The 17,190-nt window shown below is 50.3% G+C and carries 15 protein-coding genes; 3 read left to right on the top strand and 12 right to left on the bottom strand.

What is annotated here, in order from left to right:
* Positions 1-64: 64 nt before the first annotated feature.
* Complete coding sequence (locus EHSB41UT_RS03105; protein WP_087106763.1) at positions 65-490, bottom strand: terminase small subunit; 426 nt, start codon at positions 488-490, stop codon at positions 65-67.
* A gap of 793 nt (positions 491-1,283) precedes the next feature.
* On the opposite strand from EHSB41UT_RS03105, the gene EHSB41UT_RS03100 reads away from it, so the two are divergent.
* Entirely contained in the window at positions 1,284-1,865 is a 582-nt protein-coding gene (locus EHSB41UT_RS03100; protein ID WP_087106761.1) for a recombinase family protein, read from the top strand.
* Positions 1,866-1,942: 77 nt separating this feature from the next.
* On the opposite strand, the gene cydX is transcribed toward EHSB41UT_RS03100, so the two are convergent.
* The 7 genes from cydX to nagE form a co-directional block, all read right to left on the bottom strand.
* Positions 1,943-2,053, bottom strand: coding sequence for a cytochrome bd-I oxidase subunit CydX (gene cydX / locus EHSB41UT_RS03095; protein WP_087106759.1), 111 nt, complete (start codon positions 2,051-2,053; stop codon positions 1,943-1,945).
* 13 nt (positions 2,054-2,066) lie between these two features.
* Positions 2,067-3,212: a cytochrome d ubiquinol oxidase subunit II gene (cydB, locus tag EHSB41UT_RS03090; RefSeq protein WP_087106757.1), complete on the bottom strand. Its 1,146-nt coding sequence runs from the start codon at positions 3,210-3,212 to the stop codon at positions 2,067-2,069.
* An 11-nt stretch (positions 3,213-3,223) separates the two neighbouring features.
* Positions 3,224-4,804 (bottom strand): cytochrome ubiquinol oxidase subunit I, encoded by a 1,581-nt coding sequence (locus EHSB41UT_RS03085; RefSeq protein WP_087106755.1) that lies wholly within the window; start codon positions 4,802-4,804, stop codon positions 3,224-3,226.
* A gap of 231 nt (positions 4,805-5,035) precedes the next feature.
* Complete coding sequence (locus tag EHSB41UT_RS03080) at positions 5,036-6,922, bottom strand: hypothetical protein (protein WP_087106753.1); 1,887 nt, start codon at positions 6,920-6,922, stop codon at positions 5,036-5,038.
* A gap of 140 nt (positions 6,923-7,062) precedes the next feature.
* Positions 7,063-8,859 carry a diguanylate cyclase gene (locus EHSB41UT_RS03075; protein WP_087106751.1) on the bottom strand — a complete coding sequence of 599 codons (1,797 nt, stop codon included), beginning with the start codon at positions 8,857-8,859 and terminating at the stop codon, positions 7,063-7,065.
* A gap of 315 nt (positions 8,860-9,174) precedes the next feature.
* Positions 9,175-9,735, bottom strand: a complete 561-nt coding sequence (locus tag EHSB41UT_RS03070) for an ATP-dependent zinc protease family protein (RefSeq protein ID WP_087106749.1) — start codon at positions 9,733-9,735, stop codon at positions 9,175-9,177.
* 208 nt (positions 9,736-9,943) lie between these two features.
* On the bottom strand, positions 9,944-11,368 hold the full coding sequence (gene nagE / locus EHSB41UT_RS03065; RefSeq protein WP_087106747.1) for an N-acetylglucosamine-specific PTS transporter subunit IIBC: 1,425 nt from the start codon (positions 11,366-11,368) through the stop codon (positions 9,944-9,946).
* Between the two features lie 208 nt (positions 11,369-11,576).
* Between nagE and EHSB41UT_RS03060 the strand changes: the two genes are divergently transcribed.
* Complete coding sequence (locus tag EHSB41UT_RS03060) at positions 11,577-12,113, top strand: GNAT family N-acetyltransferase (RefSeq protein WP_087106745.1); 537 nt, start codon at positions 11,577-11,579, stop codon at positions 12,111-12,113.
* A 21-nt stretch (positions 12,114-12,134) separates the two neighbouring features.
* Here the strand turns inward: EHSB41UT_RS03060 and sctV are convergent, their stop codons facing one another.
* The 4 genes from sctV to EHSB41UT_RS24585 all read right to left on the bottom strand — a co-directional run bounded on the left by sctV (position 12,135) and on the right by EHSB41UT_RS24585 (position 15,333).
* Entirely contained in the window at positions 12,135-14,231 is a 2,097-nt protein-coding gene (sctV, locus tag EHSB41UT_RS03055) for a type III secretion system export apparatus subunit SctV (protein ID WP_087106743.1), read from the bottom strand.
* Positions 14,232-14,288: 57 nt separating this feature from the next.
* Entirely contained in the window at positions 14,289-14,660 is a 372-nt protein-coding gene (locus EHSB41UT_RS03050; RefSeq protein ID WP_133060370.1) for a tetratricopeptide repeat protein, read from the bottom strand.
* A 17-nt stretch (positions 14,661-14,677) separates the two neighbouring features.
* The gene (locus tag EHSB41UT_RS03045) at positions 14,678-15,070 is read right to left on the bottom strand and encodes a hypothetical protein (protein ID WP_087106739.1); all 393 of its coding nucleotides are present in this window, start codon (positions 15,068-15,070) and stop codon (positions 14,678-14,680) included.
* Between the two features lie 107 nt (positions 15,071-15,177).
* A complete protein-coding gene (locus tag EHSB41UT_RS24585; protein ID WP_165767132.1) occupies positions 15,178-15,333 on the bottom strand; it encodes a hypothetical protein in 156 nt (51 codons plus the stop codon).
* Here EHSB41UT_RS24585 and sctC point away from each other — a divergent pair.
* On the top strand, positions 15,326-17,188 hold the full coding sequence (sctC, locus tag EHSB41UT_RS03040) for a type III secretion system outer membrane ring subunit SctC (RefSeq protein ID WP_165767131.1): 1,863 nt from the start codon (positions 15,326-15,328) through the stop codon (positions 17,186-17,188). The two genes, EHSB41UT_RS24585 and sctC, sit on opposite strands and share 8 nt — an antisense overlap.
* Positions 17,189-17,190: the final 2 nt, after the last annotated feature.

Raw genomic sequence — 17,190 nt, 5'->3', positions numbered from 1 at the left:
CAATCAGCGCCAACGACTCACTAACGCTTTAATCAACTATGGTAATTTTTGTGATTTATAAATCTCACTCAAACACTGTTCCTAGCCTGTCATCCTCGCCACCATCTCCAAAGTCCTGAATGAAAGTAACATAAGTTGATTCATGGCCAGCCTGAACGTATGAACCATCCATTTTATTTAATTCTGCAATCGCACTAGTTGCGGCTCTCGGATCACGCATACGCACATCCCCGCTCTGGTCTACATAGGTCTGCGAATTAAACGTAGCGATCGCCCATAGGCGTTCACGCTTCGCCTGAGCGGTTATCAGAAGCTCGGTATTGATCTGTGCCTGCTGGTCGGTAATAGTCTGGGAAATGTCAACATTCGTCAACAGGCGGCTCCCCTGGCTTCTGGCGGTCTTCTCACTGTATCCGGCGGCAATGGCTGCACGGGTGGCATTCTGATCGAGCAGGTATTCGTTTACGAAGCGTTGGTGGCGGGAGTTCATGTCATCCTCTCCGTGGTCAACATGGATGACGGTATTGTATCAGATCGTTTTTTTGATAGCGGTGAGCAGGCGGTGACGCTGCTGCCTGCGGTTGTACTTTAAGGAGGTGCACAAGACAGCAGGCCACCAATAGTAACGTTAGCATGGACCATTAAGCGCACTGGCTTCCCGCTGGGGCAGGTAGTAGCAAGGCTGAACCCGGTTACGTGGGTCTTTGTAATGGGCTAAAAATTTAGCCGATTGATTTTCCCCAATTACTTTGGGGACTTTCGCCAGAAAGTTTTTATGTGGCTAACCACACAGCTTCGCCGAATCCATGCTGGTCATTGTCTCGGTGCCGTTGTGTAAATTGAAAACGTGCGTGTACCACCCCCACCATTGTTAAAACACGGGCGGGAGTCCCATGTCCAGCCCCCGGCACACTCCCCCCCCTTATGCATCGTCACAACGCCAGGTCTAGGAAAGTCGCCCTGATCAGGAACCGAACCCGTGTTCAGATACACTGCGCATGGGCTAGATCGAATCCGTTTCTAAGCAGAACCTGGCGACACCAATCACCGTTATTCACGAAACAACGCATACAAGATCGACTGCACTTATACCGGCTGCACTCTATTCACTGAGCAGGCCAGATAAAGGCGTCAAACTGAGCATACTTTTTGGACACCACCGCCCTCGCCCGTAACCCACTGATACTGACCGTCTAACAAAGCCCTATCCCATTTTTTGGACAGGGTGTAAAGCAAGGTCTAGGTTTCCCGCGACAACGAAGAACACCAAACGGGGAATAACAATGCCTGGGCAGAACGTGGGGTACATCCGGGTTAGCAGCGTGGACCAGAACACCGACCGTCAGCTTGCAGGCACCGATCTCGACATTATCTTTGAAGACAAATGCAGCGGTAAGGACACCAATCGTCCACAGCTCATCGCCTGTTTACGTCATTTGCGCTCACAGGACGTCCTGCACGTTCATTCGATAGATCGACTGGCTCGTAACCTAAAAGACCTGCAAACACTCGTAGAGGAGCTTACAGGGCGTGGTGTGACGCTTCGGTTCCACAAAGAGAATCTGACCTTTACCGGAGACAGTAACCCGATGCAGAAGCTCATGCTGCAGATGATGGGAGCCTTTGCCGAGTTTGAGCGCAGTATGATCCGAGAACGTCAGCGGGAGGGTATCGCAGCCGCCAGGAAGAAGGGTAAGCAGATCGGAGCGAGGCGGAAGCTGACAGAAGAACAGTTAATAGTGGTGCAGGAACGGTTAGCGTCAGGGTCAGTGAACAAGACCGCATTAGCGCGGGAATTAGGAGTCAGCCGACAGACTCTTTACAACGCAATAGGGCAGGAAACCCTGCCCCACAAAACAACATGATTGAGCACGATAAAGCACCCAAAAACGAGTTTGGGAGTAAAGGAAATTTACTCCCAAATCCAATCAAAAGCAGCTAGCTACTTGTTTTCATTATCAAAATCATGCTCGTGGAATTCATACCACATCACATTGATAATGCCGAAGGAGCAGGCCAGCAGCACACCCAGAATCCATGCAAAGTACCACATCTGCTAACTCCTCTTAATACAGGGAATGGGTATTGGCTTCGATATGATCGGCGTCCACCCTGCCCCACATCTTGTAGAAGCACCAGGTGGTGTAAGCCAGAATCAAAGGCACAAATACCAGAGCCACAAACGTCATGATGCCAAGCGTGAACTGACTGGATGTCGCATCCCAAATGGTCAGGCTGACATTCGGATCCGTGCTGGACGGCATAATAAACGGAAACAGTGACAAACCAGCGGTGGCGATAACACCGGCATTACATAGAGAACTGCATACAAAGCTCAGAGCCGGCATTTTATTCACCAGCAGAAGAACTCCCAGCGCTCCTGCAAAAGCGATAACAGGTGCCAGCATTGTTTCTGGATACAGCGTGTAATTATTAAACCAGGCTCCGATTTCACCAAAAGCCACGGTCTTGTTCAGAGGATTGGCAGCGCCCGCTGTATCGATCGCACTGGTAATCACATAGCCAGGCATTTTCGCCAGCCAGATACCGGCAGCGGCAAAAGCGATAATAACAACAACAGCCAGAATGCGGGCAACACCAGTAGAACGTACCTGCACATCACCGGAGGTTCTCAAATTCAGCCAGGTTGCGCCCTGCATCAGAATCATCGACAGGCTGACAACACCACACAAGAGTGCAAAAGGATTCAGTAGCTCCCAGAAACCTTCCTGGAAGGAAGTCCGTAGATACTGGTCCATATCGTAGCCATAGCCCTGGAACAGGTTACCGAAGGCCACACCGAAAATCAGAGATGGTACAAAACCACTGATAATCAGACCAAGGTCACACCATTTTTTCTGGGGACCTTCGACCTTGGCGCGATACTCAAAGGAGATCGGGCGCAGAATCAACGCCAGTAACACAGCCAACATTGCCCAGTAAAAGCCACTGAACGCAGTTGCATAAACTGTGGGCCAGGCAGCAAACATGGCACCACCGGCAGTGATAAACCACACCTGATTACCATCCCAGTGAGGTGCCACCGCGTTGATAATGATGCGCTTATCCGTGTCATTTTTAGCAATGACTGCGAGCAGGCCTGCCGCACCCAGATCATAGCCATCAGTGATGGCGAAACCGATCAGCAGCACACCGATAAGTACCCACCAGAGAACCTTTAACAGTTCGTAGTTCGTGAACAGTTCTATCATGGCCGCCTCCTTCAGTGCGTACTCATGGCGGCATCGCCAGTGGTTGTGTGCTCAAAGTGGTAGCGCCCGGTATGCAGACTGCTCGGCCCCATTCTGGCGTACTTCACCATCAGGTAGACCTCTATCACCGCAAAGATGCCGTAGAACACGGTAAAGCCGGCAATACTCATATACAGGTCAGTCACTCCCAGCGATGAGGCAGACATCCAGGTCGGCAGCATGCCTGCCACCGTCCATGGCTGACGACCATATTCCGCGACGAACCAGCCAGCTTCTACCGCTATCCATGGCAATGGCAGACACAACACCACCAGTTTCAGGAAGCGGGGACTGATATGCTCAATACGACGGGCGGTCATGTAGAATGCGGCGACGAACACCAGCAGCATGATAAAGCCACAGGCCACCATGATGCGGAACGACCAGAACAGCGGCCATACCATCGGCACGGTATCCAGAGCGGCCTGTTTGATCTGCTCATCCGTTGCATCGATAACCTTGTCGGTGTAACGCTTCAGCAGCAGACCATATCCCAGAGTTTCCTGAACAGACAGGAAAGCCTGGCGAATCTCTGGGGTATCATTACCTGCCTTCAACTCTTCCAGCAGTCGGTAGGCTTCAATGCCATCACGCACACGATACTCATTGCGAACGATCAGATCTTTAATGCCCGGTACTTCTTCAGTGAAGGAGCGGGTAGCGATAAGGCCCATCACCCAGGGGATTTTCACCGCATAGTCGGTTTCCATATTTTCTTGATCAGGAATACCGAAAGCCGTAAATGGAGCTGGCGCAGGATAGGTGTCCCATTCGGCTTCAATCGCAGCAAGCTTCATCTGCTGCACATCACCCATCTTGTAGCCTGATTCATCACCTAGAAGGATGGTGGACAGAATGGCTGCCAGACCAAAGCCGGATGCCACAGCGAACGAACGTCGGGCAAAGCCAACATCACGCCCTTTCAGCAGGTAATAGGCACTGATGCTCAGAACAAACATGGCGCCTGTTGTATAACCAGCGGCAACTGTGTGAACAAATTTCACCTGAGCTACCGGGTTAAAGAACACCTCGCCAAAGCTGGTCATCTCCATGCGCATGGTTTCAAAGTTGAACTCCGCACCAACCGGATTGTTCATCCAGGCATTGGCCACCAGAATCCAAAGGGCGGAGAAATTTGAGCCAAGTGCCACCAGCCAGGTACAGGCCAGATGCTGAACCCTGGTCATCCGGTCCCAGCCAAAGAAGAACATGCCAACGAAGGTGGATTCGAGGAAGAATGCCATCAGGCCTTCAATGGCCAGCGGGGCACCGAAGATATCGCCCACATAATGGGAGTAATAGGACCAGTTAGTACCGAACTGGAACTCCATGGTCAGGCCGGTCGCCACCCCAAGAGCAAAGTTGATACCAAACAACTTACCCCAGAAGCGGGTCATATCTTTGTAAACCTGTTTGCCCGTCATCACATAGACCGACTCCATAATGGCGAGCATAAAGCTCAACCCCAGAGTCAATGGGACAAACAGAAAATGGTACAGGGCTGTCAGTGCAAACTGCAGCCGCGATAGATCAACAACATAATCCGAAATCATGGCAAGGGAACATCCGTGAGTTTCATTTCGGAAAGCACTGCATGAGAGCGGATATTATTAGCATTAGGAGAGCTGACGTAGCGCAGTGCCACACCAAGTAAGTAAGACACGCAATTATAGTGCTGTAAGAGAAATATGCCGCTTGACACAAGTCAACAAATCAACATAGTGCCGACAAATCTTTTCTATCAGCCTGATTAGGAATAACTATGAGATATGCCCTGGACGAGCTTATTTAAGCAGGTCCAGGGTGCGGCGGGCATTGTAAATTGTGCTTTCCCAATGCCGAGGAACCTCCGGCAGGGTCATGGTTGAACCGGCATTGATACTACCCGGAGACTGCGGTGTTTCATGCTCGGCAATAAACTCAAGACGCGAACGACTGGCGTGATATTTATCCACCAGGAAGTCGATGGTTCCGGCCGTCAGTGGCACGCGATAATAGCGAATCAAGTTCTGAGCCAGCTTTTCGGCCATGTCCGCCAAATCAACCTGGATAGCGTTCGCCATGGCCTGTCCCAGCGCTGCTTTGGTCATCGGACTCATTCCCGGCTCCAACGGTGCCATGGTTGAGAGCGGTGAACTGTCCACCGCCCGCTGGATTTCCGGATCATGCAGATGAATATGAGGATTGAGGATCAACACAGCCTCAATCGCCAGTTCCCGGGCACGGGTGATGGTCAGTACCTTTTCTTCAATCTTGCCGCCTCGGCTGTAACGCCGGATACGATTCTCTTCCAGCCAGCGGGACAGCTCCCGCGCAACAGTTATTTTATCTTCATCGTCCAGCGCAACAGTTTGCTCGGAGATCAACAGCCCACGCTTCAGCCCCAGACCACCTTCCTGCTGCCAGTTGCGGCTTCTCTGCTGCCAGACCTTTAGTGCCCGATTAAAGCGCCGCCCTTCCCGGCCTTCTTTCTGCCAGGCATCATTCACAGCACGATAAAGATTCAGAGCTTTGACCAACTGCGCCAACCGCATTTTCAACTCGGAAATATTGCGCCCCGAAGTATTCACCTGCCGACGGCAGCTGTTCACATCCTGAGTCAGCCGGTTGATTCCTTCAATGCCAGCATCCATCAACACACGCATACTCAACCCCTGAGAAGAGGCGATATTGTCCTCAGCCGGGAACACATAATCGATATACGCTGCCAGAGCCCTGAGGCGACTGTACACCCGCGCACGCGCCAGTCGGTAGTCATTACGACAACGCTCAAGACGATCAATGGCTTTGGTCAGGTTCCAGTCACCACCAGTGTATTCCACCTTGAGATAGGTGATGCTGCGACCACACACCAGCTCAAAACAGAGTGCCAGCAAGTGCTCAACATCAGGCAGGGTTATCAGCTCTTCATTATCTTCATCAATGGCAGCCAGAATACGTTCGAGGAACAATCGCTCCCGAGGCTGCCCCTGCCGAATATCCGGTGCCTGCCCTTTCAGTCTTGAAGCCATGGCCGCTGCGATGCGCGGGTGAGTCTGACGCAACTCATTCACATGCTCGGAGGCCAGCTCAGAAATGGACTGCACCAGATCATTCATACGGTTATAGAGACCGGCACGGCGGTACAACTCAATACGTTCAGCGCTTTTGGCGAGTTCCTGATTCCCGGTCAGATCCTCAATCGCACAGGCCACCCATTCCGGGCCAAGGTCAAATTTACGCAGCAAGATACCAGCGGATTCTATTCGGCGGTTATCCGTCCCCAGGTTGGCAAGCCGCAAGTCCCGGACCATATAAATAATTTCCGGCAGGCGATCCACCAGCTCAAGAAGCACCCGGGCATCCTGGCTTTCCCGACGACCATGGGTGGTGTTGTAAATAACCTTGGTGATAATACCCAGCAGGCCGGCAATCACTGAGTAGGCAAGGAAGTAGGTCGCCCGCTCAAGGTCCATGGGCTCGCCATAACCAATCCAGGTGGCGGCGGTCACAGTAAGAAGGGTCACCGGACCGGCCGTCCAGGCCAGCATCATCAGAGTGACACCCATGGGTTCTTTATGAGGTGCGCTGGCAATTTTTTCCAGGAAGCGCTGCCCGCGAACTTCCAGTGCCAACTGATCGTTATGCTTTTTGGCCTGATTCAATCCTTTGCGAAAAGGAAATGTCCACATGGTTACACGACCAGTTAAATGTTTAAAAAGTCAGCAGCAGTAATAGAAAGGAATCAACTGACGATATTCTATGTCAGCTGACAGATGGGAATCTACGCAGGTAGGGCAGGGATAATTATTTTTTTGTTACCAAAATTGGTTTAAAGCCGCGAAAGCGTCATATCACCATCATTAACAACAGTCCGGTTACGACCATTGGCTTTGGCACGGTAGAGAGCCCGATCAGCCTTTCCCATAAGATGAGGAATGTCGTAGCCGTGGGTAGCACTGTCACTGACACCAATACTGACCGTTACGTAGCCCGTTCCCAGCTCGGTAAACTGCAGTTCAGCTAGGCCTTTTCTAATGCGCTCCGCTACCACAAAGGCAGTATTCACATCAGCCTTAGGCAACAGCGCCAAAAACTCTTCACCGCCGGGGCGGGCCAGCAAGTCACGGTCACGGAGATTATCCCGACACACTTCAGCAAACTGTTTGAGGACATGATCGCCAAAGGCATGACCGTAGCTGTCATTCAGTATTTTGAACTGATCAATATCCATATAAAGCAAAGAGAAGTTCTGGTGATCTTCCCGTAAGCGGTGCACGACACTTGCCGACTCACGCATAAAGGCGCGGCGATTGTACATTCCGGTCAGACCATCCATATCCGCTTCATGTTGCAGCTTCCGGAAATTGCTGCTGGCCATAAACAGGGTGCAGGCATGATTGGAGATATCAAGACAAAGCTGCAACTCTGCAGCCTTGAGGTTATTGCCGATACTTGGCTGCATAGCCACCAGAATCCAGGATTGAGAATCCCAGTAGACCGGCACCAGATTGATTGTCCCGACACTCATATTCTCTGGAGAGGGTGGCAGGCTGGTAATCTGCCCCTGTCTGGCAATGTTTTCCAGCTGACTGTCCTGACCTTCTACAATTCGCTCATAAATCACCTTTGAGCTGAAGGTCAGCGAGATCACTTTCAACTTTCCTTCACGCCAAGCAATAACAACCGAAGAATCAATTGGAAGAAGGTTGTTCAGAACTTCAAGGAGTCGGGTACCAACAGTCTGCTCATCCATAGACGGGATATTATGAAGATACTGCCGTACAGCATCGTTGTAGACACGACGCTGGTTTTGCTCCCGCTGCAGATTATTTTCCAGTAACACATAGCCCTGCTGGTAATGGCGAAAGCGCTCATTGGTAAATGCCGAGAGTGCCAGACTGTTGGCAATGACCTGCACCACCAGCCCGACAGGAACAGTGAGCTGCAGGTAAACATCAAACGCTTCAAAAAACGTCATCCCCCGGACTTCCTGACCAAGAAAGCCGAACCCCAAGGCCAGCCACCCTACGACCAGATAGGAAGCATGCTCATAACCTTTGTACATCAGATACAGGCAAGCGGTGATAAACAAACCGGAGAGAGCTATAACGAGAGCATTGATCCAACCAGCATCAACAAGTGTTATGCCTGCGATATTGGCGGAAATGAGTACACACAGCGCGACAACCAGCCAGATACTGACGATACGAGGGTTCCACTCAAGCGTCTGGCGAAACTGGAAGTGCAACAAAGAAAGCTGAAACTGGATAACCGACAGAACCATAAGCAGTAAAATCAGCTGACTGGCAAAGACTCCGCCCAAAATAACAAGAGGTTGTCCAATTTCACGTTCATAGCCAACAGCCGCAATGTATAGACCTGCCAGCAGAGAATAGAGAAAGTACTCAAAGTAGCTGCGTTTGAGCGCACGAACGAAAATACAGAAATTATAAACAGCAAGAGCTATGACCATATCCAGGGCCATCATCTCAATTTCACTGCCATAAAGCCTGAACCGGCCCGCATTGGTTTCAAATACCCATGCTGTCTCTTCAGACTGGCTGCCATAAACGAGCAGCGCCAGACATCCACTGACAAGCATCAGTATCTGGAAAGCCCACTTCATCCTTGAGCTACCCTCACTTTTTTAGAATTATTATCTGGGCTTCATCCTTACCCATGGTGCTTTTGATCTTGTGTAATCAGGCTCGCTGAAAATCAAAAACTCCTGACCCATACTACTGCCTCAGCAATTATTGAGCCAGATTGACAAGCCTTTTGCCCACAGACTTGTCAGCCATGTAATCCCCAAAATGTCGACTTCATCACAACACAAAAACATTGTCGTATAAAGAGATGGCTTTCGACTATCAGCAATGTGATGACAAATTTCGTCACAGTGTGCCCATCATCAGCAATAACACAGATATGACTTCATGGGTTATCGAGGTGCGCTGGCGAGGTATTTTTGACTGACATCCACCAAGGCTCGGCCATCCAGATAGCTTCGCCCAATCAGAATTGGCTGGCGGAAGTTGCTGCGATTCACCAGAGTAAAATCCGTGTTCACTTTTTTATCACCGAGCATCATAGGAAGTGTAACCACTGGCCGACATTGGCTCTCCTGACCATGCCGTTTAATTTTCACGAAGCCTGTAACTGGCAGTTTGATTTCAACGCTATGACCACTCTGGCGATTACAGACCTGAAAACAAACCCATGGCTTATTATCTTTAGTGAATTCCTGAATATTACGGGCATCCAGCGAGGACAAGTCAGCACCGGTATCAACACGTGCATCCAGAGGAAAGTCCACACCACCCAGATGAACTTCTTCAATACTGCCAAGCACCTGGATTGCCGCCGGACCAGCAGAGACTCTGGTATGACTTTGTACAGCCTGCCCCCGAAAACTAAAAGCACAGGCCACCAGCACTGATAGCATGACCAGCAGGCCAAGTGTCCGCAGTTGAATCATTTTGTTGGAATAAGCTTCCGACATTCGAGCCGCGCCTTATCCGGTTTATTCTTTGGGTTTGGAAGATTAGCAGCGGATTGTCTTTCTGAATCAGAAAAGTTCCCCGTAGATGTTCGGCTTTTGTGACAAAGTGAAATCCAGCTCGAAGAAAACAAACCGAACGTTACCCTATGTTAAAGATAGCCAGATAAATGTTGATTCCGGTTCCAATATTCAGCTCGATTGTTTTCATTTATGAAAGGCGCTGTAGTTTCTTTATTTGTCTGCAGATAACCTCAGCCTTTGCTCCCAGAATGATCTGCAGATTCTGGCTGCCAAGCCGGACGACTCCTGATGCTCCTGCCAGCATTAATGCCGGTTCATCCACAACAGAGGAATTTCTTAGAGTCAGCCGCATCCGGGTGATACAGGCATCAATCTCAATAATATTTTCCAAACCACCCAGCGCTTGAAGAATGCTCTGAACTTCTGGATCAACCGGGAAGCTGCTTTCTTTAATGACGTTATCTGCACCCTTTTTCTCAGCAGGTATGGGTACAGTGCTTTCCCAAACATCCTCACGGCCAAGAGTTTTCAGATTCAGCATTTTGATCAGAAAGTAAAACACGACAAAGTAAGCGGCTCCAAAGGCCAGCCCGATACCTATCAATGTTGCAGGATTGGTGGCCAGCCCCCAATTCAAGGCAAAGTCAAACAAACCGGCTGAAAAACCAAAACCATGCAGTGTTCCCATACCGTTAGTGACCACCAGAGAAAGCCCTGTCAAAATTGCATGGGTGATATAAAGAACAGGAGCGAGAAACATAAACAGAAACTCAACCGGTTCGGTAATACCGGTCAGAAAGGCTGTTAGCCCGACAGAAAGTAGAACACCGCCCACTTGGGTCTTACGCTCCTTTCTGGCGGCGAGATACATGGCCAGCGCAGCAGCTGGAAGACCAAACATCATCACTGGAAAGAAACCAGTCATAAACACACCAGCAGTTTTATCCCCCACAAAAAAACGATTTAAATCACCAGTCACAACCGTGCCAGCATCGCTGGCGAACTCTCCGAGCCCAAACCAGAAGTAAGAGTTCAATACATGGTGCAAGCCAAATGGAATCAGTCCGCGATTCAGTACGCCATAGACAAAGTGCCCCAGAGAGCCCGATTCAGAAACGCCACGACCAAAGGCATCAATACCCGCCTGGACCGTTGGCCAGACATAGCCTGCCCCCCAGGCAATCAACAACATAAACAATCCGGTAACAATGGGAACCAGACGCTGGCCGGAAAAAAAGCCCAGATAAGAAGGCAGTTCCACATCATGGAAACGGTTATAACTGTGACCGGCAACAACACCGGCAATTATCCCCCCGAAAAAGGACATATTGATGGAATCATTAATGGTTCCGGATGCAGCCGTAAGAATAAAATAACCAACAGCTCCAGCCAGAGCCGCTGCACCCGCACCATCGCAGGACAGCCCAACGGCAATCCCCATGGCAAACAAGATGGGCAGGTGACTGAAAATGGCATCGCCCGCTTTAGCAATAAAAGCAATATTTAAGAGATCTGGCTGCCCCAGCCGTAATAGGAGCGCTGCAACAGGCAGTACGGCGATCGGAAGCATCAATGCCTTGCCCAACGACTGCAGATAGCCAAGCACATTCATGACACAACCTCAGTAGACTTATGGACTCTTCCCAGCAGCGCAGCGACATCCCCATTGTCCGTAAACATCAGCAATACTGGCATAAATCAGCCAAAACGCTATTTCCGTTACGAGCGGGCAGAAGCACCGAACAACAGTCTGAAAACAGCTCTAACCCAAGCTCTCCGGCAGCCGATAAATACCCTGTGCACAGAAACAGGGTTTCAGGATGGAACACCCCATTGGCGATGGATTCGTCATTCGTAACTTTCTTTATGGCGACGCCTCAGGGCTGTCCCGCAATGGCGACAACCCTAATATCGCCATAAACCAGCGGGAGTGTTTTCCTCACCCCTACACCATTGAGCTGGCTCGCAACTGGATTCAGTATGTCCGTGATAATGAAGCGGGCACACGCTTCTGCATTGCCAACAACAAGGAAGCTATTGGTGAGATCGGGATCGTGATTCAGCCCGATGTCCATCGTCACAGTGCCGAAATTGGCTTCTGGATTGGCGAGGCTTACTGGGGCAATGGCCTGATGACCAAAGCGGTCGACTGGATGGTGAACCACTGCTTTGAAGAGTTTGGATTAAAGCGCATTTTTGCGGATGTTGTGGAATACAACGTGCCTTCCCAAAAGGTTTTGCAGAAATGCGGTTTTGAGCTGGAAGGTGTATTTCGTAAGAATATTTTCAAGAACGATCAGTTCTTTGACCAGTATGTTTATGCCCGCTTGAACGAAAAGCCACCAGCCAAGAACTAATCCTGTTTTCTTAATTCAGATTTAATTCAGAGAAATTCTCCCCAGAGGCTGAACGGTAATATCTTCGGTCAGCTCCTGGTGGGAAAGAACGGCCAGTTCATACACTTCTGCTTCCAACAGTTTGCGCACATAACGGCGGATATCCATAGCCGTGATCATCACCGGCTTGTTATCCAGGTGTCCGATCTTGCCAACCGTACTTTTTACCTTCTCAACAAATTTCGCGGTTACCGTTGGATCGAGAGCCAGATAGGCACCGGCTGACGTCTGTCGAATACCGCTGCGAATCGTATCCTCCAGATCCTGATCCAGCAGATAGACCGGCAGAATATTCTGACCATTACTGTATTTGTAACTGATATAACGCTTCAGGCTGCCGCGTACATATTCAGTCAGCTGGACTACTTCCTTTTCTTTATGTCCCCAGATCACCAGTGATTGCAGAATGGTACGCAGATTTCGGATAGAGATATCTTCCGACACCAGACGCTGGAATATCTCAGCAATCTTGTTCACCGGAATCAGACGCTGCACTTCTTTTATCAATTCACCAAAACTGTCTTCCATCTTTTCCAGCAGGAAGCGGGTTTCCTGAATACCGATAAAGTCTTCCGCATACTTCTTCAATACAAAAGCCAGATGGTTGGTCAGAACCTGTGAATCACTCATATAACTCACACCGGCTTTTTCCAGCGCGCCCTTGCGGCTCTCCTTCACCCAGAGCGTATCCAGATTGGGGATAAACTGTTCGCCGCCTTCATAAGGAATCTTGAGCATATCAAGATGCTCAGACTGCTCCCGGGCAAACACATACCCTTCACGGAAGTGACCATGGGCAACAGGCACTTCGTTCAGCATGACGCTGTAGTGATCATCTTCCAGTGAATCATTAAAACGTAGATGGATGCCGGGGAAAGGAACCCCCAAATCCATATAGAGCGCTTTACGTACCTTTAACAGTTCATTATTGAGCTCATTAGTATCCAGCCGGTTCTGTAGCGTTGTTGGCACATCAATAATCAACGGCAGGGTCTGGGTAAATTCTTCCTGCTGGTCGAGACGCTGATCTTTGGCTGGTTTGCCAGACGCTGCTGCCTGCATAGCCGGTATACCACCCTCGCCGCCAGACTCTTCCTCTTTGGTTCGCTTATTAAGGAGATAGAAGCCGCCGCCACCAATCATCCCGGCCAGAGCCAGAAAGGTGAGAGTCGGGAATCCCGGAACCATGGCAAAACCAAGTAAAAGACCACCGCCTACCATAAGAGCTTTGGGCTTATCCAGCAGCTGGGTGCCGATCTCACTCCCCAAGTCCGATGCTTCTTCGGTAGATACCCGGGTTACGATAATACCGGCGGTAATCGAGATCAGCAGGGCTGGAATCTGGGAGATCAGACCGTCCCCCACAGTCAGAATGGAGTAAAGCTGTAGGGCTTCACCAGCAGGAATCCCCTTATTGAAAACACCAATACTCACACCGGCGGCAATGTTTACAAAGATGATGATCAGACCGGCGATCGCGTCACCTTTTACAAACTTCATGGCGCCATCCATGGAACCATAAAGCTGGGACTCTTTCTCTACCAGGCCCCGACGACGCTGGGCTTCTTCCATATCGATGGCACCGCCACGCATATCCGCGTCGATACTCATCTGTTTACCGGGCATACCATCGAGAGAGAAACGGGCTGATACTTCCGCTACCCGCTCGGAACCTTTGGTAATAACCAGAAACTGAACAATGGTAATGATCAGGAAGATTACGATACCAACGGTCAGATTACCGCCGACCACAAAATTCCCGAACGTGTATACGATTTGGCCCGCATCAGCTTCCAGAAGAATCAAACGGGTTGTGGTAATCGAGAGTGCCAGTCGGAACAGCGTGGTGACCAAAAGCACCGAAGGGAAGGTGGAAAACTCTAGCGGCCCTTTGAGATAGATTGCCGTCATCAACAGAATGGTGGAGATGCCCATGTTCAGGGCAATCAACAAATCCACCAATACCGTCGGCATTGGCAGAATGATCAGAACAATAATGGATACAAGCAGGAGGGCAAGCATCAAATCATTACGCTTGCCTATGCTGGTCAGTACCGATTTAACGCTGATTGCGCTCATACGCCTGCTGCAGCTCCCTGACAGAAAGCTGCATGACCTGGATAATCGGGCAGCTATCTATGAATTATCTTCGGGCCCGCTGGTCTGGGCCTTCTCCATACGCACCTTGGCTCGCCCCTGAATCCAGTTAATTTCCTGATGATCCGTATGGGGCGGGAGACACTGCAGATATCTATCGGCCATGACCAGACACTCTTCAGGCTTGTCCGCCATCAGCAAGGCATAGCTGAGCATGCGGTATACCTCAGGGTCTTCAGGCAACAAAACCTTCAAGCCATGAAGCAGAACCAGAGCATCGGTGTACTGTCTTTGCTGAAGACGGGTGTAGGCCTGGGTCAGCATCCAGTCCTTGTGGGATTCGGTGATTTGATTGTCGGAAGCATCCGGGGTTAGTTGCGGCTCCCGCGATTCTGGCAGCGAGTCAGACAAATCCATTCCTCCGGATATCAGGCGGGAATCAGAATATTGCGAGCCATGGTGGCCATCATATCCAGCTCGGCATCCTGACGCAGGAGAGCAACCATTTTATCGAGATCCTGCTTCTCTTCTGCAGAAATCCCCTCTGGTGCTTGCTGTTCAGCCAGATTGATAATGCCGGTACGGAGATCACGATTATCCTGCGGGGTGTAGGAACTCAGGCGATCCCCACGAATAAACTGCATAAGTTTGTTCTGGGAATCGTCCGCAGCCAGCGCCTTGCTGATATGAACATCATTCACAGCTTGGGTATTTACGCTGGGGCGAATGGCTGATTTGGAAGGCATAGCCTGGTAATCATTGCCACTGGTATGACTGACACCGACCAACCCACTATTTATATCGCCAATTGAACCTGCCATTCCTGTGCTCTCAATACTGTTTATTGGTATCCCAATAATGAGTGAAGCCTGAAATGTGCTTTTATGCAGATATGCAGAATTCCAAATGGCTGTATAAACTTGGTATATCAACAACGATTTTTCATAAAGGGCAGCTCTTGCCCGGATGCAGGCATGGACGCACGCTTCTTGAATTCTCGAACAATCACACCAAGTTGTCTCCGGTTCCCTGCTTTTTTGGCGAACTTCCTTGCAATCAGCACTGCAGCGTTGATATTGCTCATTCCGCTATCATCCGGCGCCAACAGCACTGTCATTTACAGTCCGTGGAGTGAAACAGCGGATTATCCCTCTGAACCTGATAGTCAGAAACATATTGTTCAGCAGGGAGAAACCCTCTCTCAGATTGCTGAAATGTATGGAATCCCATCGGCACTCCTTGCCCATCACAACGGTATTCCTGATCCTGAAAGTATTACTGAAGGGCAGATTATCTATCTGCCAGACGGCAACTACCCGGAAGAGCTTCTACTTCCTGATGCTCCGACTGCTGCCGGTCCATCCACAAACAATGCGCCAGATACCGCACTGTCTGGAGGACAAACAACAGCCGCTCAAACGCAGTCACCTGCCGGACAGGATTTTGGAGCCAAACCCTACGCCTACTTCGGTAACAGTGAACCTGCTGCCGATGTTCTGAAGAACTTTGCCGCCAACTACAGCATTCCCGTGATCATCAGCCCCAATCTTGATGGTGTGGTGAACGGCAAGATCGGCCCACTGCCTCCCGTCGAGTTTCTCGATAAGCTGGCCCAGCTGCACGCTTTAATCTGGTACTTTGATGGCAACACGCTCTATGTCTACAACAGTAATGAGATAGAGAAGCAGATCATCAATCTGCAATTTATGGGCACGGAACAGTTCCGCAAAACCCTGATGGAGATTGGTATCTGGGACAGCCGCTTTTATTGGCGAGCCCGCCCGGAAGAAGGGATTATTTACCTGTCTGGTCCACCCCGTTATATGGAATTGGTTTCAGAAACCGCCCGCCTGCTGGACAGCAAATCCGGAGAACGGCAAAAAAGCCAGCTGACCGTTAAGGTATTCCCACTGCGCTATGCCTGGGCCGATGACCGCCAGTTCAACTTCCGCAACCAGGACGTCACCATCCCGGGCGTTGCCACCACGTTGCGGCAAATCGTTCAGGGCGGCGGCATTCAAGCTCAGTCCACCGCAACGGCTGATTCCATGCGCTCCGTTCCGGGCATGCAACCTGCAACCCCAGCGGGGCAGCAACCCGGACAGCAGAATCAAGCTCCACAGAGAAACATTCAGGCGGACAGTGTGTTTATTAATGCGGATCGCCGGCTGAATGCGGTCATCATTCATGACCTTGAAAGCAAGATGCCCATGTATGAGAGCCTGATCAATACACTGGACAAGCCACTGGCTCAGGTTGAGATCAATGTCTCCATTATTGATATCAATACCAATTCTCTGGAACAGCTCGGCGTCAATTGGAGACTGGGCAAAGAGGATGGCGATTTTATTCGTTTCAATCCATTTAAAAACTCGGATGACTCCGTTCCAGCCAATACCTTTAGTACCATTATCAATATCACCTCCGGCAAGCTGCTGGCCCGAGTCAACCTGCTCTCCGACAGCGGCAATGCCAAGATCCTTGCCCGCCCATCTGTTCTCACTCTGGACAATATGGAAGCGGTGCTCGATAACAGTCAGACCTTCTACGTTCGGGTCGCTGGTCAGGATTCTGCAGAGCTGTTTCCGGTCACCTACGGATCCGTTCTCAAAGTCACCCCGCGTATTGTTGACGAAGTCACCGGCCGGAAGCTGCATCTAAGTGTGAATATTCAGGATGGCGGTCAGGCTTCAGGAACAGGAGTTGATGATATTCCCGTCGTTAAGAACAGTTCCATCAGCACTCAGGCCGTTATTGATGAGAATGAAAGTCTGCTGGTTGGCGGGTATTACTACGAAGAGAGCACAAAAGGGCAAACCAAAGTGCCGGTTCTCGGGGATATGCCGATTGTTGGCGCTGCGTTCAGAAATAACACCGATGAGCAGAAAAAGAATGTTCGCTTATTCTTGATCACTCCACGCATCGTGAACCTGATGTAATT

It is taken from the genome of Parendozoicomonas haliclonae, from assembly GCF_900174585.1.
GTDB lineage: Bacteria > Pseudomonadota > Gammaproteobacteria > Pseudomonadales > Endozoicomonadaceae > Sansalvadorimonas > Sansalvadorimonas haliclonae.
Note: the sequence above shows the minus strand (reverse complement) of the source record. Positions and strands in the feature narration are given on the sequence as shown.